This window comes from Rugosimonospora africana (assembly GCF_016862975.1).
Lineage (GTDB): Bacteria > Actinomycetota > Actinomycetes > Mycobacteriales > Micromonosporaceae > Rugosimonospora > Rugosimonospora africana.
The window spans coordinates 1-19065 of the sequence record NZ_BONZ01000079.1 but is presented as its reverse complement, the minus strand read 5'-3'; the positions used below and the strand labels follow the sequence as shown (position 1 = coordinate 19065).

Sequence of the window (19065 nt, the reverse complement as noted above, 5' to 3'; positions counted from 1 at the left end):
TCTGATGGAAGACGACGAGCAGCCGCTGACCGGCGGCCGGATGACCGACAACATCGCCCGTCGTGGCGACCGGGTGTACCGCCCGTTGGGCTCGTGGTCCGCGGCCGTGCACGAGTACCTGCGCCACCTGGAGTCGGCCGGATTCACCGGAGCGCCACGTGTGGTTGGTATCGAAGCCGGCCGGGAAATCCTGACCTATCTCGACGGGGACGTCGCGACGGACCCACAGTGGCAACCCGGCCACGGGGCTCGGTTGCCGTCGTACGCCCGGACCGAACGCGCTCTGGCCGGTGCGGCGGAGCTCGTGCGGCGGCTGCACCGTGCGGCCGCCGGTTTCACGCCGACAGTCGTCGACTACCGGTTCCACCCGGCGGCGCCCCGGCCCGGCGAGATTGTCTCGCACGGCGACCTCGGTCCGTGGAACACCGTCTACCGCTACGGGATCCCGGCGGCGTTCATCGACTGGGACGCCGCTCAACCGGTGGACCCGATCGACGACCTCGCCGCAGCGGCCTGGGGCTTTGTGCCCCTGAGCCCTCCTGGCCAGCTACGGGAAGCGGGATTCGATCCCGTGCCGGACCTGCCGGCACGGCTTCGCCTGTTCGTGGACGCCTACGGATTGACCGATCGGCTCGCGATCCTTCCCGCCCTGCAACGGGCCAAGCTTCGCGACGTGGAGCGCGTCAAGTACGCACCCGTCGGCCCCTCCGACGCCGCGGCTTCCCTCGAGTATCTCGCCGGCCAACTGCGGTGGCTCGGCGCCATTTCCGCGGACCTTCGATCCGCGCTGTGACCTGAACCGCCGCGAGCCCCGTTCCGAACGGTCAGGATGCGCGTCCGAGCGTGGCCCACGCGGAGGCGACGATCTCGATGGGCCCCTCCCGGGGAAGCAGTGTCGCGCACCGGTCCCGCAACGCCTCACGCCGCCTCGCGTCGAGCCCCTGGACGTATTCTCCCGCCGGGCCCACTCCGAGCGTGAACGGCTCCCACCACTCTTCGAAACTCGCGAAGCTCGACCGAACCGTCAGCGCGGTGGACTCGATGCCGTGCAGCCCGGCCGCGGCGAACAACTCGGCGAGCTGTCCCTCCCGCGCGCCGGCGAGCGCCGACTCGTCGCGTGCGTCCGGATCGAGGTCCAGAACGGCTTTCCAGAACACGCTCACCGGACTGCCGCCACCCGCGTGGTCCCACACACAGGCGGCGACCGCACCGTCCGGACGCGTGACCCGGGCCATTTCCCGCAGCCCGGCCACCGCGTCCTTCATGAAGTGCACGACCAATTGAGCAAGCGCGAAGTCGAAGGCGTCATCGGCGAACGGCAGCCGCTCCGCGCTGGCGCGCCGGATGTCGAGGGCGGGGAAGCGCGACCGGGCCGCCGCGACGAATGCGTTCGACGGATCGACCGCGGAGACGGCTTCGGTACCGAGACGCCCGACGAGCTCGGCGGTCAACGCCCCGGTCCCGCAACCGACGTCCAAAGCGTGCCGTCCCTCGGTGAGGCCGGCGAACGCGACGAACTTCGCTGCCAACGGCTCGGAATACCGCCCCATGAACCGGCCGTAAGCGTCCGCGCCCACCTCAAAGCTCACCTCGCGCATTCTAGGCCCAATCCTGCCGATCCTCGGCGGCCAACTCCGTCGGCCGCCGAGGTGGGTGGCGACCCCGACGTGGAAGCAGACCGTGCGACCGATGGTGCCGGCGTCGCGGTTCACTACGATGGCGGCATCCGAGTGGGGAGACGGGATGAATCAGGGGCTAGACACCGGGGTCGCGCATCCGGCCAGGCGGTACAACTACTGGCTCGGCGGGAAGGACAACTTCGCCGCGGACCGGGAGTCCGGCGACCTGCTCGCGAAGTCCTATCCGGCAGCCCGGATCGCGGCCCGCGCCAACCGGGCCTTTCTCCGGCGCACGGTGCGGTATCTGGCCGAAGAGGTCGGCGTCCGCCAGTTCCTGGACGTCGGCACCGGACTGCCGACCGCCGACAACACGCACGAGGTGGCGCAGCGCATCGTCCCGGACAGCCGGGTGGTATACGTGGACAACGATCCGATGGTGATGGCCCACGCCCGGGCCCTGCTGACCAGCACACCGGAGGGCCGCACCGTCTATCTCGAAGAGGATCTGCGCAACCCCGAGCGGATCCTGTCTCATCCCGACCTGGCGGGGACCATCGACCTCGACCAGCCGGTCGCTCTGATGCTGGTGGCGATCGCGCACTTCCTACCCGACCAGGCGAACGCGCGGGACGTCGTGCACACGCTGCTCCGGTCGCTGCCCTCGGGCAGCTACCTGACCATGTCCTGCGCCACCAAGGAGTTCCTCACTCCGGAACTGGCCGCAAACTGGGACGCCACGCTGCGCAGCGGCCAGTCCGATGTATACCCGCGCGACCGGGCCGGGTTCGGCGAGTTCTTCGCCGGGCTCGAACTGGTCGAGCCCGGCATAGTCGCGGTGAGCGAATGGCGACCCGATCCGGACGCCACCGAGCACCCCACTCCGTTGCAGGCATCGATCTTCGGTGCCGTCGGCAGGAAACCCTGACGTCACTTCGTCACGGCGGCCGCCGTACGGGGCCTGCGGCGTGCCAGGACAAGCGTGAGCGCGCCGACGACGATCAGGCCCGTACCGGCCATGAGCGGCGCCCGGATCTGGCTGCCGGTGACCGGAAGGGTCTCCTCGTCGTACACGAACACCGTCGAGGCCGAACCCGTCGGCGTGGTGACGAGAAGTTGCGTCTGCCCGGCCGTGCACGCCGGCGCGGTGAAGGTGAGTATGTTTCCCTGCGGGTTGACCGGGACACTGGCCGGTGGGATGTCGATGCCGCAGATCCGGACGGTGGTCTGGCCCGGCGCGAAGCCGACCCCGGTGACCGTGACGGTGAAGCCGCCCCGCATCGATCCCTCGTCGGGGGTGACCGAGTCGATGCCCACGATCGGCTGTGGCTCGACGGACTTCGCGAAGCCGGCTGAGGCGTTCGCACCGCCGGTTGTCGCGTCTGCGGGCGCCGGGCCGAAGCTCGCGAGGCCGGTGAATGCGAGTGTCAGTAACGCCGTTGACGATTTCCGCCAGAAGTAGCCCATGATTTTCCCCCGTGTCAGCGAAGCCGGAACCTCCTCGAGTGGCCGAGAAGTGCTCACCGGAGTAACGGGCCCGCAAACGGGGAGTTACGGCAAGCGCGAATGGCTTGTGGGGGGCCGCTGACGGTCAGCGGCCTGCCATCAGCTGCCCGACCTGGACCAGCAGGTCCGCGGTGGCCGCGACGGCCCGCGGCTGGGCGACGAGGCCGGGGAACAACGCCGCCAGATGCTGGGGACCGAAGAACAACACCCTCTCCCGCATCCGGGGGTCGGTGGCCAGCAACTCGGCGATGGGCTGGGTGATGACCGTACGGGCGGCCCGGTCGTCATGGGCGTGCACGTGGTACAGGGAGTCGAAGGGCGGATAGCCGACCTGCCGATCCCGCTCCAGGAAGTTCTTCCACGACAGCCCTTGTTGCGTGAGCGCCACGTCCGGTCCGGGCACCGGGCGGGGCACCAACAGCATGGTGTTGGTCTGGATCACGTCGACCATGATGCGGTCGGTGTTGCGATTGGTGATCTGCAGAGCGGTGATCGGCACTCCGCGCCATTCGCCCACGAGCTTGACATTGATCGCGGTTCCGAAGGTGTCGACCCCGTACCCGCCCAGCACGCTGTTGATTTTCGGGATGCTGCTCAGGTACGGCGTCGGGCTCCGATCGAACCGCCAGCCGAACTGGGATGCCATCGCCTGGATGGCGTCATTGATGGCGTTGTGGCGGGCCTTGGCCTTGGGGGCGCGGGCCATTCCGATGATCGCACCCAGCAGGATCACGCTGACGCAGAAGATGAGACAGCCCGTGCCAAGATTCATTCGCGGAAGCCTAACGGTCCGGTTCTGGGACCGGTCCCGAGCGCGGTGCCCGGCGCCGTTGCCGTGCCGTTCGCCGCCGGCCGTGCCGTTTGCCTCCGGCCTGGCGGGGAAGACCGGGGGAGTGGGTACCACCGAACTCCCGACCGGGCAGGATTCGCGCCTCATCGAGGCGTACCGGCTCGATCGCGTCTGCACCGGCGTCACCACCACGACCGACGGCCGCTGCTTCGTGAGCTTCCCGTCAGCGGACGGCCCCGGTGTCCAGGTGGCGGAGGTAGCCGCGGACTCCTCGACGCGCCCGTACCCCGACGAAAGCTGGAACGCGGTCCGCGAGGACCACGATCCGGCCGGCCACTTCGTCCGCGTCAATGCCCTGCGCATCGGCCCCGACGGGCACCTGTGGATCGTCGACTCGGGCGCCCCCGACCTCGGCGCGCCCAGCGTGCCCTACGGCCCGAGGCTGGTCGTCGTGGACATCGGGTCGGACGAGGTCATCGACGTGTACGAGCTCGGCCGGGTGACCGGGGAACACAGTTATGTCGGCGACATCCGGTTCAACGGCGACCTGGTCTACATCACCGATTCGGGCCAGCCGGGGCTGATCGTGTTGGACCGGTCGACCGGCGACCTGCGCCGTGCGCTCGACCACCACCCGGGCACGGTCGACCGGCGACCGATGTCCGCCGACGGACGGGTACTGCGCGACCCGCACGGCGACGAAGTACGGATTCACTCCGACCAGCTGGAGGTGTCTCCGGATGGCGAGTACCTGTACTTTCAACCGGCCTCTGGACCGTTGTCGCGGATCGAGACGCGGTGGCTGGACGACGCGGACGTGCCGGCCGCGTCGCTCGGCGAGCGGGTCGAGGAGTGGGTGGACGCCGGAACCACCGGCGGTACCGCCATCGACGCCAACGGTGTGATCTACCTCGGCGATGTCCAGCGCCGACGCATTCTGCGGCTGTGGCCGGACAAGCGAATCGACACGCTTGTCGAGGACTCCCGGCTGATCTGGACGGACGCCATGTGGGTCGACGGCGATGGCTTCCTGTGGATTCCCTCTTCGCAGCTCAACCGGGCCGCCGTGTTCGCCGGGGGCCGGCAGGCCATCGAGTACCCGATTCGCATCTTCAAGATGCGCATCGACGCGGGCCCGCCGGCCAACGACCACGCCTGACAGCCAACTCTGCTATCGATTCCGCGGCTGGAACAACCCGACCCGGTCCAGATAGGACTCGACGGTGACGAAATCGGCCGTGACCAGTGCGACGTATCCGTCCGGCCGGACGAGGACCCAGTCGCCGGGCGACAGGGCGTACGCGCTGCGCAGGTGGCCGCCGCTGTCCACGATGTCGCCGTGGAGACCGGTGGTGTGAACGCGCAGCCCCGCGCGCGGTTGCGGGGTGCCGGGCACCCCGTACCCAACCAGTGTCCACTGTGGACCGGCGAGGAGCTGGAACAGGCGCACGGGCTGTCCGCCGGCACCGGTGAGCGGCGCGTCGGGTGCCCGGTACCCGGCAAGTTCGCCGGGGCCGGCCAGCGGCGAGAGCGGGTACCCGAGATCGAGCTGTTGTGCCTCCCGGTCGCGTCGCATCCCGCGTCGTGCGGCCTCGTCGAGCAGCCGGGTCGACAGCCCGAGCACGGATTCGGCGATCGGCCGGCGCTCCTGCTCGTACGAGTCGAGCAGCGACTCGGGTGCCCCACGCAGCACCGAGGCGAGCTTCCAGCCCAGGTTGTACGCGTCCTGGATGCTGGTGTTGAGTCCCTGCCCGCCGGTCGGCGGGTGTACGTGCGCCGCGTCGCCGGCCAGGTAGACCCGCCCGGCTCGGTACGCGTCGGCCAGCCGAGCGCCCATCAGGTACACCGAGGCCCATCGCACGTCGCGGACGACGATGCCGGCACTTCCGGTGCGCTCGCGCAGCATCGTGGTGAGCCCGTCGGCGGAGGTGTCCACCTCGCCGTCGAGCGGCACGCCGCCCTGGAACTGGAACAGGTCGGTGCCGGCCAGCGGGCACATCGCGATCTGCCGCGGCGTGCCCTCGTGCCAGGTGTGCCAGGCATCGGAGCACAGGCCGTCGACATGCACGTCGGCTACGAACGCCCGGACGCCGAGTGTCTTTCCCGGGTACCCGATGGCGAGCGTCTTGCGCACCAGGCTGGAGCCGCCGTCGGTGCCGACCAGGTACGCGACCCGCGCGGTCGACTCGCCGTCCGGTGTGCCGAACCGCGCGGTCACGCCGCCGCCCGCGTCCTCGAAATCCAACAACTCGTGCCGGTACCGCGGGGCGTGGCCGAACTCGGCCAGCCGGTCGCGCAGCACGCTCTCGGTGCGGAACTGCGGAAGCATGAGCGGATTGCGGTACGGCTCCGCGGGCGACGGGTCCTGGCGCTCCATGACGTGCCGGTCGACCGGGCCGTCGTCGGTGTAGACGCGCTGGGCGGGGTATTCGCCGCCGCCCGCGACCATCCGGTCCAGCACGCCGAGGTCCTCGAAGATTTCCAGAGTCCGGGGCTGGATCCCCTTGCCCCGGGATCCGATGAACGGACCCGGTGCCTTGTCGATCAGCAGGAAATCCACGTCGCGCCGGGCCAGTTCGATGGCCAGGGTGAGACCGGCTGGGCCGGCGCCGGAGATGATCACTTCGGGCATGGCTCAGACCTCTCCGGTGACCAGTACGGTGCGGACGCCGGGTACCTCGGTGGCGGTCCACACGGACTCCACGTCGGCCAGCGGAAGCGCTCGCGCGGTGACCGCGATCCCGCCACGGTCGATCTCGTTCGTCAGAGACGGCAGCTCCTGCAGGTAGGCCCGGGCAGACACGGCACCCTGCCCGTTGCCCTGCAGCCGGAAGTTCGCCGAGCGCAGCGCCACGGACGGCAGCTCGATGGTGGGACCGGCCATCGCGCCGATCTGGATCCAGTTCAGCTCGCGACCGCGGTCCGAGCGGCCGAGCAGCAGCGCCATGATCGCGGAGGCGGCCGGCTTGCCCCACAGGTAGTCGATCACCAGGTCCACCTCGGCGGCCGCCTCGGCCAGCGCGGCGTCGGTGGCGTTGGCGTCGTCGGTGAGCGCGACCGTGGCGTCCGCACCGATCTTCGGGAGTAGAGCGAGACGCTCCCGGTCGCGGCCGGCGCCGACCACTCGTCCGGCACCGAGCCGCTTGGCGACCTGGATCGCCATCTGGCCGGCGTTGCCGGTGGCGCCGAGGACCAGCACCGACTGGCCGGGTTGGATCGGCACCCGGCGGCGCAGTGCCACCCAGGACGACATGGCCGGGTTCATCGCGGCGGCCACCTTGACCACGTCCACGGTCTCCGGCAGCGGGATGCACCGGCGCGCGTCGACCACGGTACGGGTGGCCATCGGGCCGGTCAGCTCGTCGTCGGCCACGAAGTAGACCAGGTGGCCGTCCGAAAGCCGGCCGACTCCGTCGACGCCCGGGACCATCGGCAGCTTGCCGGTGCTGGTGTAGTGCCGGCCGGAGGCACCGGTGCGCACCCGGGGGTGCAGCCCGACCGCGAGCACGTCGAGGACCACTTCGTCCTCGCCGGTGGTTGCGGGCAGATCGAACGATTCGTAGCGGGGCGGGTGGTCGAAGGAGCGGACCACGGCGGCGGTGATGTCCATCGGTACTCCCCAATAGATTGGCGACACAAACTAATTTAGTTGGTGATACGAACCATTGCAAGGGGTGTCGCGAGCATCGGCACGTCGAAGAATTCGCTGGGGCGCGCAGGCAGGCGGGCCCGCCACCGGCTGGTGGCGGGCCCGGTCTTCCCGACTGGTCTGCGTCGTGGCTCGGCGCCGGACGGCGCCGAGCCAGACCGGTCGGAACGCGTCAGAACGGCCAGTCGGCGTTCCGGCCGGCCTCGATCAGCGGCAACATCCGGAACGTCGCGTCCGTGAGGCCACCCAACTCCACCCGGTTCGATCGGCTGGTGTTCAGCGCCGTGACCCGGTAACCGCCGAGGTTGAAGCCGTACATCATGGTCGACTCCGGGATCGCGGTCGACACGTCCCGACCCATGGTCTGCATGTCCGAAACGATCACCACCCGGTCGTGGCCGGCGTACGACGCCCGCAGCGACCCGGCGATGTTCGTGCCGTGCCCGACCTCACCGGACCGCTTGACGAACCGGTCGACCTCACGGATGACCGACGCGCCCTTGCCGACCGGGTGAGTGAACACGCCGTTGGCGAACCCGACCAGGTCCACAGCCTCACCCTTGGCGGCCAGCGCCACACCGAACACCGCGGCCGTCTTGAGCGGCGTGACCTTCGACCGCGCCGACAGCCCCAGGCCGGTCATCGACCCCGAGGTGTCGACCAGCACCAGGGTCCGGCCCGGCAGTGCCGGCAGGTTCGACAACGACGCCTGCAACGCCCGGTCCAGGGCGTGACCCCAGCGCAGCGACGGAGCCGCCTCGTATGCCGACAGCCACCGGAACGGGAACATCCGCGACTTCGCGACCTGCGCCGGATCGGTGAACCGGGCGATCACCGCCGCGGCGACCCGGTCGGACACGCCGGCCTCGTCGAAGTTCCGCAGATTGCGCGCGAGCGCCATGATGCCCATCGACGGGATCAGCGCCTCCCACAGCTTCGCCTTCGGCAGCTTCGACCCGACCAGCGACAGGACGTCCTCCCACGTCATGCCCGCCGCCCGCAGCCGATCCGCGTCCAGCAACGCCTGCGGGTCGCCGTCGGCCAACCCGCGGAGCGCCGCGTTGGCCCGGACCATGGCCAGCGTCTCCGCCGGCGCGGCGTCCCGGCCCCGGCGGCGGTCGATCGCGTACCGGAACAGGTCGTCCTTCGACTGGCCGCCCCGGCGGCCGGCCGGGTGCGCCAGGCAGAGCACGTCGGCGAACCGGACCCCCTTCGCGCCGGTGTCGTACTTGAGCAGCGGGTACTCCGCGTACAACCGCAGGGCCGCGTCGCCGAGACCACGCTTCACCGGCTTCGGCAGCGCGCGGCCGAACCGGCTCTGCCAGTACGCCAGCAGCTCGCCGGGCTCGTCGGCCCGGTTCAGCGCGGCGTCGATGAGCGCGCGGTTGTCGCCGACCCGGCCGGCGGCGAGCCGAGCGTGGACCGCCTCGGCGGCCGCGACCAGGGGAGCCGAGCGCAGGTTCGCCCCGGTCCGTAGCCACTTGATGAACCGGAGCAGCCAGGCGACGTCGTCCACCGCGACGGCGCCGACGAGCTGAGCGAAGCGGTCGTCGCGTTGGCCGGCCGACTCGTAGAACGTGTCCTCGCCGGTCAGGTTGCACACGGCGAGAATGAACAGCTCGCCCTTGACGTCGCGCACGTAACCCGGGGCACCCTCGTGGGTGACGCCGCGCTTGGTTGTCGTGACCGGACCGCGTCCGCGCGCCGGCCGGAGCTTGGCAATGTTGAACTTCGACATGACGAAGGGCTCCCTCCCAACATCGTGGGGGAGCCCTTCGTCCAGAGTGTGGGGTGCCCGAGAAGGAGTCGGTCTCGGAACGTTAGTGCTCTGCCCTTGAGCTACACCGGCACGATGCCGGCGGCAGGACTCGAACCTGCAACCTCTCGATTATCAGTCGAAGTAACCGCGACCTGCGCACCGGGCACCCGCACACTCTGAAGTTGTGGCTCCCCGAGAAAAACTCGCCCGCGGGGGTAGTTTTCAATGTTGAAATTGAAGTACCCGAAGGCTTCGCACCGAGGAGCTGTCGACGACCCTAGCTGCCGGAAGTCTTGCGACGCAAGGCATTTCAGGTCATCTTGTCGTGGGCCCTGGTGTCGATCCAGGCGGGTCGCCGGTATGAGGGGCGACTGGGCGGCCGGCCCGCCCACGGTGTTCACAGTGGATGGCAGCTCCGCCAGGGGACTCGAGCCGTCGACCGATTTCAAGGGTTGTCGCATCGACTCTGTACAATCACCCGAGTCCGGATCGACGGGGGGACGGGACATGCGACGGCGTTACAGTGCAGCACTCTTCGCGATGGCGGTAGTGCTCACGGGGGTCTTTTTCATGCCGCGCGCGGAGGCCGCCACCTCGGCATACGCGCCCGCACAGTTCATCGCGAAGCAATACACCGAGGCGCTCGGGCGGATCCCGGATCAGCCCGGCTGGCAGGCCGCGATCGGCTGGTTCGGCCAGGCTGGCGGGTGCAACGCCGGCAACCTTGCCACCGAGGGCGAGACGATGTTCACCTCGGCGGAGTTCAACGCCCTGGGATACAGCAACGCGGCCCGGATCCTGGCGCTATACCGCGGTTCGGTCAACCGCGAGCCCGACCAGGCCGGCTTCACCAACTGGATGAACCAGCTCGCTTCGGGTCTGTCCTGGGCCACCGTGGTCCAGAAGTTCTACACGGGCGGCGAATTCGCCACGCTGGTATCGCAGATCTGCTCCGGAGTCGTCGACGGCAGCGGCTCCTCGTACCACTTCGGCACGCAGCCTGCCATCGCGCTGCCGACCTCGGGCAGCGGCTTCACCGGCGTGGCGGGCCACCCGAACGACAGCCAGAGCGCGTTGCAGAGCCTGCTGGACGCGACCGCGTCGGCGGGTGGGGGCACCGTCGTGCTGGCCCAGCAGGCGGTGGTGTGGTTGACCTCCACGCTCACCGTTCCGTCCGGCGTCACGCTCACCACCCAGGGGGCGCCCGACCCGCGCCACTACGCGGAGATGGGCCGGCTGGTGCGCCGCTCCGCGTTCAACGACAAGCTGGTCGTCGTGAAGCAGGGAGGTGCGCTGCGCAACGTCTGGGTGGATGGGGCACGGGGCAACCCGGGCAACGAGGACCCCAGCCGGATCAACGTGGTCACCTACGGCGGCCCGGACACCGTGGTCACCGCCAACCGCATCAGCGATTCCCAAGGCGCACAGAACCTGTACCTGTTCGGAGACTTCAACGGGTACACCTGCCCGAGCACGACCGCGTCGGACAACCTGATCACGGCATACGCCAGCGACAACTACCAGGCCAACACCTGGACCGACGGCATCGCGGACGACTGCGAAGGTGCGACGGTCACGGGCAACCAGATCATCGACTCGACGGACGTCGCGATCGTGCTGTACCGCACCACGTCGCACCCGCAACATTCGGTGGTACGCAACAACTCCGTCCTCTCGGCCGGCAACTCGATGTACGGCGGCATCGGTCTCGACCCGCTGTTCCGGGCCGCCGGCCAGGCCCCGGCGACCTGGGACTTCACCGGCGCCACGATCGAGGGCAACACTCTGTGGACCGGCCCGGACACACACTTCGTGATCGGCATACCGGTTGGCACCCGGGCCTGGTTCGCCACGGTATACACGAGCGACACCGGTACGGGCGGCTCGGTCACCGGGAACACCACCGGTTCGCTCTCCGCGCGGGTGGTCACCGGCGTGGCGGTCAGCGGCATGGTGGGCACGACGGTGACGGGTAACAAGCTGTCCTTCGTCCACAACGTGCACACCGGAAGCTGCCCCGCGGTCGACTACGCGGCCGACATCCGCGGCGGCCACGCGTCGGGTACGTTCAGCCCGACTCCACTGGACACCAACCTCGACGGGTGCCTGTAAAGAGCGGTCGTACCCCCGACCGGACTCGAACCGGCGCCTCAACCTTCGGAGGGTTGCACTCTCTCCTCTGAGCTACGGGGGCAGTGGGAGCGGGCGGATTCGAACCGCCTCAGACAAGCACCTGTTTTACAGACAGGCCCGACTCTCCAACGTCGGCGCGCTCCCAAGAGGGTGGCCGCGGGGACTCGAACCCGCGCCTTCCGGGGCCACAACCCGGCGTGCACACCTGTACACCACGGTCACCGTGCCCGCGCCAGGATTCGAACCTGGGAACCTCTGCGGTGTGAACGCAGCGCTCTCCCAACTGAGCTACACGGGCATGAAACGGAGGAGGTGGGATTCGAACCCACGACACCGGTGAGGGTGTCCGCTGGTTCTAATGGCGGTCCCGAAGCCAGCCAGCTCATCCATGCGCTCCGTCAGCAGGGATCGAACCTGCAATCTTCCGGTTAACAGCCGGCTGCTCTGCCAGTTGAGCTATGACGGAATGGCAGCGCGGACGGGACTTGAACCCGCAACATGTCCCGGGTGAAAGCCGGGCGACTCTTCCAATTCGTCTACCGCGCCATGGGCCAGGTTGAAATGCTTCCACCACCCGAGCTGCTTGGCCGTCCTCCGGGTGTGGCAGTTAGCGCACCGCACGTCGCACTTGGCGATCTCTGAGGCAATGACCACCCAGGGCTGGTGGTACCGAACGAGCTCGGCGATCCCCATCGTCTTCGTTCCGCGAACGTGGTCGAACTGCAGAACGATTGGATCGGTTCGCCACAATCGACGCATGAGCTAGCGACACATGGCCTCCCGCCGAGGATTCGAACCCCGATCCACGCCCTAGGAAAGCGCTGCTCTATCCATTGAGCTAGCAGGAGAAGACCCCCGGGCGGGACCCGAACCCGCACACGTCCCGGCAGAAACGGGCTGCTCGATCCGTCGAGCTGCCGGGGGAAGTGGTACGCCGCCAGGGGATCGAACCCTGCTCCCCGGATTAAGAGTCCGGTGCTAAACCACTCAGCTAGCGGCGCATGGCGGTGAGGGCGGGAGTCGAACCCGCACAGGCAGTGCCCCAACGGTTTTCGGGACCGCGGCCGGCGCCGATCGGCTGGCCTCACCACAGGCGGAGGAACGGGGAGTCGAACCCCGAAGGCTTGCGCTCGTCCCGCTTCGAACGGGGTGCCGTCACCAGTCGGCTTGCTCCTCCAACGTCGGCTGGCGGGATTCGAACCCGCGACCTCTCGGTCCCGGCGGACTCTGCATCTCGTCCCGTCGGGTGGATTCGAACCACCGATCGCTGCCTTATCAGAGCAGTGCCCTAACCGCTGGGCCACGACGGGATGGCGGAGGATGAGGGAGTCGAACCCACGACGGTGTGACCCGTTACGGGTTAGCAACCCGCTGCCTTACCACTCGGCCAATCCTCCATGGCGGTAGCGACGGGACTCGAACCCGCGGTCTCCTCCTTGACGGGGAGGCGAGCACTCCAGCTGCTCTGCGCCACCATGGTGGACCTGACAGGACTTGAACCTGCCACCTCCTGGGTGCAAACCAGGCGCTCTACCAGCTGAGCTACAGGCCCATGAATGTACGTACCCGGCCGGGGAGTCGAACCCCGAGAATCTCCGCAGTCTGAGTGCGGCGGCTTTGCCAGTTTGCCCAGCCGGGCTTCGAGCCGACGGCGGGACTCGAACCCGCTCCCTCCGGTTTACAAGACCGGTGCGCTGCCAGTCGCGCCTCGTCGGCGTGCGTGTCCTCGGCGGGATTCGAACCCGCACGTGACCAGGCTCTCGACCTGGCGCCTCTCCCAAGGTTGGGCCACGAGGACATCGAGCTGGGAGCGGAGGATTCGAACCTCCACCGTCCTGCTTCAGAGGCAGGCGTCCTACCTTGTTAGACCAGCTCCCAAAGGGGGCCGGCGGGCCGCGGCGACCCACCGACCACCATCAGCGTGCGACGAGAGCGGCCCACGTCGGAACCCGCGGGGTGAACCGCAGCGGCATCCGTGCCTCGGCCGGCGTCCGGTCGCCCTTGCGCTGATTGCAGCCGCCGCAGGCGGCCACGGTGTTGCGCCAGCTGTTCTTGCCACCCCGGGAACGCGGCATGACGTGGTCCACGGTCGTCGCGTGACCGCCGCAGTACGCGCACCGTCCGTCGTCCCGGTTGATGACACCCGACCGGGACCAGGCCGGCCCGGCGGTGTAACGCCACTTCGTGACGACGTACTGCACGAGCCGCACCACCCGAGGAATCGGGTAGATGCCGATGAGCCGATCCGGCTCGGCCTCGTGAATTTCCGCGACCTGACGCAACAGCATCCGGATCGCGTGTTTCACGCTGACCCGGTGCAGCGGCCCCAGGTCTGCGTTCACGACGAGAACAGCGTCCACCGGGTCACCTCCCTTGTCTGTCCGGCGGTAGTAAGAGCGGATGACCGGATTTGAACCGGCGACCTTCACCGTGGCGGGGTGACGCGCTACCAACTGCGCTACATCCGCATGGAACAGCGGTACCCCGGGCGGGACTCGAACCCGCACCGAACGCGGTTTGAGCGCGTCGCCTCTACCGTTGGGCTACCGGGGCATGGCTCCGGGTGCAGGAATCGAACCTGCGGGTTCCGCGTTCAAAGCGCGGTTACGGACGCCAACGCCGTACCCCGGAACGGGGGCGGTTGCGCCCCCCACCCGGCCGTCGTCGATGCTGCCACCGGCGACGACCGGGCGTTCTCTATGCCATCCACTGTGGAGTTTTCAACGTGTTGCCGTGTACCGCCAGCATGCTGGGGCTTTTCGCAGGGGCGACAGGACTCGAACCTGCAACCGACGGCTTTGGAGGCCGTTGCGCTACCAGTTGCGCCACACCCCTATGAAGTTTTGCCGCTAACGAAAAAGCCGCCCGGTTCCCTTGCGGGCGGGCGGCTTCAGGGAGCTTCCGTCCCTAGGTCCGCCACCGGCCCGCGTAGTGACCTTCCGGCTTGTCGCACTGGCTGGCCGACTCGAGTCGGACCATGGGCAGCGCAGCAGGCAGCACCGGCAGGCGCCGGGCGTGCGTTGCGTTCCAGGTCCTCACGGTCGGGCTCCCACCAGTCGTCGTCTTGCTCGGTATCTCTGCGTTCCGAAGCTGACACCTACAATGCGGCATCGTGATCGAGAACGGCAACGCGTTTTTCGATCGGCGCGGCGCTCGCTGAGTGGCGACGACGCGGAGGACCTTTCGCGACCCCGCGGTGATCGGTGTTCCGGGTATATTCGCCGGCATGCACCGCAGTCGACTCTCGACCCTGCTGGTAGACGTGCCGAGCGGCGAGGCGTCCGCCGCCGCTACGTTCTGGTCGAAGGCACTCGGAGCGCCGGCGCGACCGGTTCCCGGCGAGGAACAGTTCACCGCGCTGGAGGGCGCTCTACCGGAGCTTGTCATGGCGGTGCAGGAGGTGCGCGCCGAACCTCGTTACCACCTCGACATCGAAACCGATGACGTCGAGGCGGAAACGGCGCGACTCGTGGCACTGGGAGCGGTCGAGGTGGGTCGTTGGCTCGACTGCAGGACCTTGCGCGCTCCGGGCGGTCACCTTCTGTGCGTCATTCCCCAGCACAGTGACCCCGAGACCTTCGAGCGACACTCCCAGATCTGGTAGGGCAGGTCGACGGCGAGCGTTGGTTCGCTATTGTCGTGCCCGGCTGCGTGTCCATTGAGGAACGGGGAATCCACGGTGCGCCGTACCATCGTCTCACTCGCGCTTGGCCTCTCCGGCGTCCTCGTGTTGGCGACCGGATGTGCGAGCGTCGACACCGGACCAGATCCGGTACCAGTGTCAACTCGGTCCACGCCCTCCCCGGAGAGCACGCCGGCTCAGGACGAGTTGGTGGCGGCGCTGCGGCGGATTCAAGCCGCGCCGTACAAGTTCACGGTGAAGAGCAACCTGCCCGAGAACAGCAGCGTGTCGGCCACTGGCGCATTCGACCCTGTCGCGAAACTCTTCCAGGCGACCACCACGATTACCGGCGGCACGTCGGCGGGCACGCTTCAGCGCATCGTCGTCGGTACCAACAGCTATCAGCGCCAGAGTAGCCGCGAGCCGTGGGTGCACCTGGACCTGTCGCGAGTGAAGAAGGACGACAGCCTCGTGTACTTCGACATGACCGATCCGACCGGCCTGGCGAAGTTCATCACAAAGATCGCCACCGTGGAGCAGCCCGACCCCCATACGTACCAAGGATATTTCGACCCGTACGGCAGCGGCGCGAACTTCCTGCCCATCGGCGCCCCCAGCCTGTGGAGTATCGGCGGCGGTAACGCGCCATTCACCGCGACGACCGACGAGCAGGGCCGGGTGTCCCAGATCCGCATCGTGCTGGAGCCGTCGAATGGCACCACGCTCACCATGACCACGACCCTGAGCGATCAGGGCAAGCCGCTGCAGGTCAAGGCACCGGCCAAGGCGAACGTCCGCGAAGCGGATCCGATGTACTACAAGTAGGGCGCGCCGTGCCGCTGGCGGACGGCGGTGATGCCTCACCGTCCGCCAGCGGTCGCTCGGCTACTGGAACGTGATGCTGTCGATGGTGATGCTGCTGGCGCCGCCGTACCAGAAGCCCATGGCGAGCTGGCCCGGTGCGGCGCGGTTGATGCCGTTTGCCACCAGGGGAATCCTGATGTCCTGGTAGGAGGTCGTGATGGTCGGGTGGCCGCCTCCGTCGAGGGTGAAGTTGCCGAAGACTTTGGTGACGCCGCCCAGGTTGACGTCGAAGTGTGCCTGTTCTCCGCCGGCCGCGCCCCGGACTCGTACGACGAGGTAGGTGTAGCCGGACAGGTCGGTGTTCACGTCGCTGCCGAACCAGCCACAGTTGTTGTACTGCAGCGCCAATGCTCCGCCGGCCTCGACGCCGGAGCCGCCCCCGTTGACGAAGCAGTTGCCGCCGGTCCACTTGCCCAGATCGTTCAGGGCGGCGGATGGGTACGGTGGGGTGCCGTCGAAGTCATCGAGCACCAGCCCGACCGGTGGCGGGGCCCGGTGGAGACGGTCAACGCGGCCGAAGCCGGCGAGGTGTTGCCGGCCGCGTCGGATGCCCTGACGGTGTAGGTGTAGGCGGTGGACGGGTTCAGGCTGGTGTCGGTGAAGGTGGTGCCGGTGGGGGAGCCGGCCAGCGTGGCGCCGCGGTAGACCCGGTAGCCGGTGACACCGACGTTGTCGGTAGACGCGGTCCAGGACAGGGTGACGGTGGTGGACGTCTGGGACGGCGAGGTCAGTCCGGTCGGTGTGGTGGGCGGGGAGCAGTCGGTGCAGCCGACATTCACGCTGACGGTGTTGCTGGCGGGCGAGGTGTTGCCGGCCGCGTCGCGGGCGTTGACGCTGTAGTGGTATCCGCCGGGTGACAGGCCGGTGTCGGTGTAGCTGGTGCCGGTGACGGTGGCGACCTTCGTGCCGTCGCGGACGATGTCATACCCGGCGACTCCGACGTTGTCGGTGGAGGCGGTCCAGGACAGCGATGCGGAGCTGCTGGTGCTGCCGGTCAGGGTCAGCGTCGGGGTGGTCGGCGGTGTGCAGTCCCCGGGGCAGGTGCCGACGGTGACGCCGGTGGCCAGGGTGTTGTAGCCGGTGGTGGCGTTCCAGGTGCCGGTGTTGGCCAGCCGGATGTCGTAGGCGGGGTTGTTGTGCAGGCTGGTGTACTGGTCCGGCAGCCACAGGCCGAGGGTGTAGCTGCCGGCGGCCATGCCGCCCGGCAGGCTGACGGTCTGGGTGGGTACGGTGACCGTTCCGGCGAGCCAGGTCCGGATGTCCACGCCGGGCAGCGGGACGTCGTAGCGGTGGGTGCCGTTGTCGAAGGTGAGGTAGACGGTGCGTCGCTGGATCGGGGCGGCGTAGCCGTCGTTGACCAGGTGAGCCGCGAAGGTGAATGTCTGGCCGGGTGTGGCGGTGCTGTCGAACGTGGCGTCGACCAGCCGCAGCCGGTAGCCGAGCTTGCGCTTGGCCCGGGTGAACAGGGTCTCGGCGGGATCGTTGCCGGATGCGGCCAGGTTCGCCGACCTCCAGATGTTGATGTTGACCGGGGCGTAGTCCTCGTTGATTTCGGTCCAGTGCTGGTGGCTGAGTTCGTATTGGGCGTTGACGCCGGCGGCGTCGTCGCCGCCCGAGGCGTCGCAGGTCTCTCCGCCGACTTCCTGGTTGCCGCCGTAGGAGGTGGCGGCGGTGTAGACCCAGTTCTTCTTGGTGGGGATGTCGAACCAGCCGAGCCAGGAGTTCTGGTCGTAGGTGCCCATGTCCGCGCTGTCGGACAGGAAACAGTCGTCGTGGAAGCCGAGCCGGTCGAGATCCTGCTGGGTCATGAGGCAGTTGTCGGGCAGGCCGCACGGGGTGGGCGGGGTGGTGCGTTGCCGGAACTCGTACGCGAAGATGGGGTAGCGGATGGCGATGGGGATCGTTGCCGGGGTGGCGGCCAGCAGCTTCTTGACGATGCGGTACCGCACGGGGGCCTGGTCGGCGCTGAACGCGTCGGTGTACGGGCTGTCGTGCCATTCGCCCCACGCGCCGAGGAACCCGGCTTCGAGGTGGTCGATGACGTCGGCGTTGGCGGTCAGGACCGGTGAGAGTTGGTCGATGTGCCGGTCGATCTGGGCTTCGGTGACGGCGCTGTACTCCGACCAGGTGTAGGCGAAGCGCAGCACGATTTTCAGGCCCTGGGCGCGGATCGCGGCCAGCCCGGTGCCGAGGTTGTCGAGCAACTCCTGGGGCAGGTCGCCGGTCTGGTACTTGTCCAGGTGCACGTAGCTGTGGATGAGGGTGTCGCCGTCGGCCTTCGCCCGGGCGAAGGTGCGGTCGACCTCGTCGGGATTGAACCCTGCCTCGCTGTGCGCGGTGACGTAGTCGTTGACGTTGGCGTCGTTGATGATTTCGTACCGGTTGTGGAAGCCGCGGTCGGGGTTGGTGAAGACCGAGGCGAAGTCGCCGGTGTAGCTGACGGTCCGGGTGGTGGCGGCGCCTGCCGGGCCGGCGACACCGACTATTGCCAGCGCGGTCAGGCTGGCCAGGGCTGCGGCCAACCGGCGCCGCGTGAGGGGTGCGGACACGATCGTTCCTTTCCGCGGGTGGGCCGCCGTACAGAAGTCGGCCCACCCGCTTTGGATGGCAACGGGTCAGCTGATGACGACGCGGTCGATGTCGGGTGCCCAGCCGGATGGGTTGGCGATGGTGATGGTGTTGGTGGTTCCGGCGTTCAGGGTGAGGGTGGCGGTCACGGTGGCGATGGTGTTCCAGTCGGTGGTGGCGGGTGCGTTGACGGTGGTGGGTGTGCCGTTGTTGGCGGCGATGGTGAAAGTACGGGCTTCGGCGGAGGTGTAGGAGACGGTGATGGTGCGGGTACCGCCGGTGCCGCCGTCGATGCCGGTGAGCTTGAGGGTGGCGCCGTTGCCGAGGTACCCGACTTTGGCGCCGCCGGAGCATCCGGTGCAGGACGCCACGACCGCGCCGCCGGCCAGGGCGTTACCGGTCGCCTCAGCCTCGTACGAGCCGGTGGGCGGCGGCGCGGTACCCGTGGCAACGGTGATGCGGTCGATGTCGGGTGCCCAGCCGGATGGGTTGGCGATGGTGATGGTGTTGGTGGTTCCGGCGTTCAGGGTGAGGGTGGCGGTCACGGTGGCGATGGTG

16 protein-coding genes and 23 tRNA genes are annotated in these 19065 nt (G+C 68.5%); 6 read left to right on the top strand and 33 right to left on the bottom strand.

Annotation, left to right across the window (positions count from 1 at the left end; translation table 11 throughout):
- Positions 1 to 4 precede the first annotated feature (4 nt).
- Entirely contained in the window at positions 5 to 793 is a 789-nt protein-coding gene (locus Raf01_RS37165) for a phosphotransferase (RefSeq protein ID WP_203922784.1), read from the top strand.
- Positions 794 to 824: 31 nt separating this feature from the next.
- On the opposite strand, the gene Raf01_RS37160 is transcribed toward Raf01_RS37165, so the two are convergent.
- Positions 825 to 1598 (bottom strand): class I SAM-dependent methyltransferase, encoded by a 774-nt coding sequence (locus tag Raf01_RS37160; protein WP_239134269.1) that lies wholly within the window; start codon positions 1596 to 1598, stop codon positions 825 to 827.
- A gap of 145 nt (positions 1599 to 1743) precedes the next feature.
- Here Raf01_RS37160 and Raf01_RS37155 point away from each other — a divergent pair, with 145 nt between their 5' ends.
- Positions 1744 to 2544, top strand: coding sequence for an SAM-dependent methyltransferase (locus tag Raf01_RS37155; RefSeq protein WP_203922782.1), 801 nt, complete (start codon positions 1744 to 1746; stop codon positions 2542 to 2544).
- A 2-nt stretch (positions 2545 to 2546) separates the two neighbouring features.
- Here the strand turns inward: Raf01_RS37155 and Raf01_RS37150 are convergent, their stop codons facing one another.
- Together Raf01_RS37150 and Raf01_RS37145 are read right to left on the bottom strand one after the other, a co-directional pair.
- Entirely contained in the window at positions 2547 to 3083 is a 537-nt protein-coding gene (locus Raf01_RS37150) for an IPT/TIG domain-containing protein (RefSeq protein ID WP_203922781.1), read from the bottom strand.
- A gap of 124 nt (positions 3084 to 3207) precedes the next feature.
- Entirely contained in the window at positions 3208 to 3894 is a 687-nt protein-coding gene (locus Raf01_RS37145) for a hypothetical protein (protein ID WP_203922780.1), read from the bottom strand.
- Positions 3895 to 4015: 121 nt separating this feature from the next.
- Between Raf01_RS37145 and Raf01_RS37140 the strand changes: the two genes are divergently transcribed.
- Positions 4016 to 5071 (top strand): L-dopachrome tautomerase-related protein, encoded by a 1056-nt coding sequence (locus Raf01_RS37140; protein ID WP_239134268.1) that lies wholly within the window; start codon positions 4016 to 4018, stop codon positions 5069 to 5071.
- A gap of 12 nt (positions 5072 to 5083) precedes the next feature.
- Here the strand turns inward: Raf01_RS37140 and Raf01_RS37135 are convergent, their stop codons facing one another.
- The 4 genes from Raf01_RS37135 to Raf01_RS37120 form a co-directional block, all read right to left on the bottom strand.
- The gene (locus Raf01_RS37135; protein ID WP_203922778.1) at positions 5084 to 6544 is read right to left on the bottom strand and encodes an FAD-dependent oxidoreductase; all 1461 of its coding nucleotides are present in this window, start codon (positions 6542 to 6544) and stop codon (positions 5084 to 5086) included.
- A gap of 3 nt (positions 6545 to 6547) precedes the next feature.
- On the bottom strand, positions 6548 to 7522 hold the full coding sequence (locus tag Raf01_RS37130) for a quinone oxidoreductase family protein (RefSeq protein ID WP_203922777.1): 975 nt from the start codon (positions 7520 to 7522) through the stop codon (positions 6548 to 6550).
- A 211-nt stretch (positions 7523 to 7733) separates the two neighbouring features.
- Positions 7734 to 9299 (bottom strand): TROVE domain-containing protein, encoded by a 1566-nt coding sequence (locus tag Raf01_RS37125; RefSeq protein WP_203922776.1) that lies wholly within the window; start codon positions 9297 to 9299, stop codon positions 7734 to 7736.
- 115 nt (positions 9300 to 9414) lie between these two features.
- Positions 9415 to 9485 (bottom strand) — tRNA-OTHER (locus Raf01_RS37120).
- Positions 9486 to 9890: 405 nt separating this feature from the next.
- Here Raf01_RS37120 and Raf01_RS37115 point away from each other — a divergent pair.
- The gene (locus Raf01_RS37115; protein WP_203922775.1) at positions 9891 to 11432 is read left to right on the top strand and encodes a DUF4214 domain-containing protein; all 1542 of its coding nucleotides are present in this window, start codon (positions 9891 to 9893) and stop codon (positions 11430 to 11432) included.
- A 10-nt stretch (positions 11433 to 11442) separates the two neighbouring features.
- On the opposite strand, the gene Raf01_RS37110 is transcribed toward Raf01_RS37115, so the two are convergent.
- The 23 genes from Raf01_RS37110 to Raf01_RS37000 form a co-directional block, all read right to left on the bottom strand.
- Positions 11443 to 11514: transfer RNA gene (locus Raf01_RS37110), tRNA-Arg, on the bottom strand.
- A gap of 2 nt (positions 11515 to 11516) precedes the next feature.
- Positions 11517 to 11597, bottom strand: a tRNA-Tyr gene (locus Raf01_RS37105).
- 4 nt (positions 11598 to 11601) lie between these two features.
- Positions 11602 to 11676 (bottom strand) — tRNA-His (locus Raf01_RS37100).
- Between the two features lies 1 nt (position 11677).
- Positions 11678 to 11751 (bottom strand) — tRNA-Val (locus Raf01_RS37095).
- A 95-nt stretch (positions 11752 to 11846) separates the two neighbouring features.
- Positions 11847 to 11919, bottom strand: a tRNA-Asn gene (locus tag Raf01_RS37090).
- Position 11920: 1 nt separating this feature from the next.
- Positions 11921 to 11999 (bottom strand) — tRNA-Glu (locus tag Raf01_RS37085).
- A gap of 227 nt (positions 12000 to 12226) precedes the next feature.
- Positions 12227 to 12301 (bottom strand) — tRNA-Arg (locus Raf01_RS37080).
- 79 nt (positions 12302 to 12380) lie between these two features.
- Positions 12381 to 12454, bottom strand: a tRNA-Lys gene (locus Raf01_RS37075).
- Between the two features lies 1 nt (position 12455).
- A tRNA-Ser gene (locus Raf01_RS37070) sits at positions 12456 to 12542 on the bottom strand.
- A 5-nt stretch (positions 12543 to 12547) separates the two neighbouring features.
- Positions 12548 to 12630: transfer RNA gene (locus tag Raf01_RS37065), tRNA-Ser, on the bottom strand.
- Positions 12631 to 12690: 60 nt separating this feature from the next.
- Positions 12691 to 12763, bottom strand: a tRNA-Ile gene (locus Raf01_RS37060).
- A gap of 1 nt (position 12764) precedes the next feature.
- A tRNA-Ser gene (locus Raf01_RS37055) sits at positions 12765 to 12850 on the bottom strand.
- A gap of 1 nt (position 12851) precedes the next feature.
- Positions 12852 to 12928, bottom strand: a tRNA-Asp gene (locus tag Raf01_RS37050).
- 1 nt (position 12929) lies between these two features.
- A tRNA-Ala gene (locus tag Raf01_RS37045) sits at positions 12930 to 13005 on the bottom strand.
- A gap of 11 nt (positions 13006 to 13016) precedes the next feature.
- A tRNA-Leu gene (locus Raf01_RS37040) sits at positions 13017 to 13092 on the bottom strand.
- A gap of 4 nt (positions 13093 to 13096) precedes the next feature.
- Positions 13097 to 13169, bottom strand: a tRNA-Thr gene (locus Raf01_RS37035).
- Positions 13170 to 13174: 5 nt separating this feature from the next.
- Positions 13175 to 13251, bottom strand: a tRNA-Leu gene (locus tag Raf01_RS37030).
- Between the two features lie 6 nt (positions 13252 to 13257).
- Positions 13258 to 13331: transfer RNA gene (locus Raf01_RS37025), tRNA-Gln, on the bottom strand.
- A gap of 38 nt (positions 13332 to 13369) precedes the next feature.
- Positions 13370 to 13813 (bottom strand): HNH endonuclease, encoded by a 444-nt coding sequence (locus Raf01_RS37020; protein WP_203922774.1) that lies wholly within the window; start codon positions 13811 to 13813, stop codon positions 13370 to 13372.
- 35 nt (positions 13814 to 13848) lie between these two features.
- Positions 13849 to 13921 (bottom strand) — tRNA-Gly (locus tag Raf01_RS37015).
- Between the two features lie 12 nt (positions 13922 to 13933).
- Positions 13934 to 14006: transfer RNA gene (locus Raf01_RS37010), tRNA-Leu, on the bottom strand.
- Position 14007: 1 nt separating this feature from the next.
- Positions 14008 to 14084: transfer RNA gene (locus tag Raf01_RS37005), tRNA-Gln, on the bottom strand.
- A gap of 131 nt (positions 14085 to 14215) precedes the next feature.
- Positions 14216 to 14288 (bottom strand) — tRNA-Trp (locus Raf01_RS37000).
- Positions 14289 to 14679: 391 nt separating this feature from the next.
- Here Raf01_RS37000 and Raf01_RS36995 point away from each other — a divergent pair.
- The gene (locus Raf01_RS36995; protein WP_203922773.1) at positions 14680 to 15057 is read left to right on the top strand and encodes a VOC family protein; all 378 of its coding nucleotides are present in this window, start codon (positions 14680 to 14682) and stop codon (positions 15055 to 15057) included.
- A 228-nt stretch (positions 15058 to 15285) separates the two neighbouring features.
- The gene (locus Raf01_RS36990; RefSeq protein WP_203922772.1) at positions 15286 to 15900 is read left to right on the top strand and encodes a hypothetical protein; all 615 of its coding nucleotides are present in this window, start codon (positions 15286 to 15288) and stop codon (positions 15898 to 15900) included.
- Between the two features lie 60 nt (positions 15901 to 15960).
- Here Raf01_RS36990 and Raf01_RS36985 read toward each other — a convergent pair whose 3' ends face one another.
- The 3 genes from Raf01_RS36985 to Raf01_RS36975 form a co-directional block, all read right to left on the bottom strand.
- Positions 15961 to 16410: a hypothetical protein gene (locus Raf01_RS36985; RefSeq protein ID WP_203922771.1), complete on the bottom strand. Its 450-nt coding sequence runs from the start codon at positions 16408 to 16410 to the stop codon at positions 15961 to 15963.
- Positions 16362 to 18488 (bottom strand): DUF4832 domain-containing protein, encoded by a 2127-nt coding sequence (locus Raf01_RS36980; RefSeq protein ID WP_203922770.1) that lies wholly within the window; start codon positions 18486 to 18488, stop codon positions 16362 to 16364. Before Raf01_RS36980 ends, Raf01_RS36985 begins: the two co-directional genes overlap by 49 nt.
- A gap of 66 nt (positions 18489 to 18554) precedes the next feature.
- A partial coding sequence (locus tag Raf01_RS36975; RefSeq protein ID WP_203922769.1) for a carbohydrate-binding protein occupies positions 18555 to 19065 on the bottom strand: 511 nt, incomplete at its 5' end.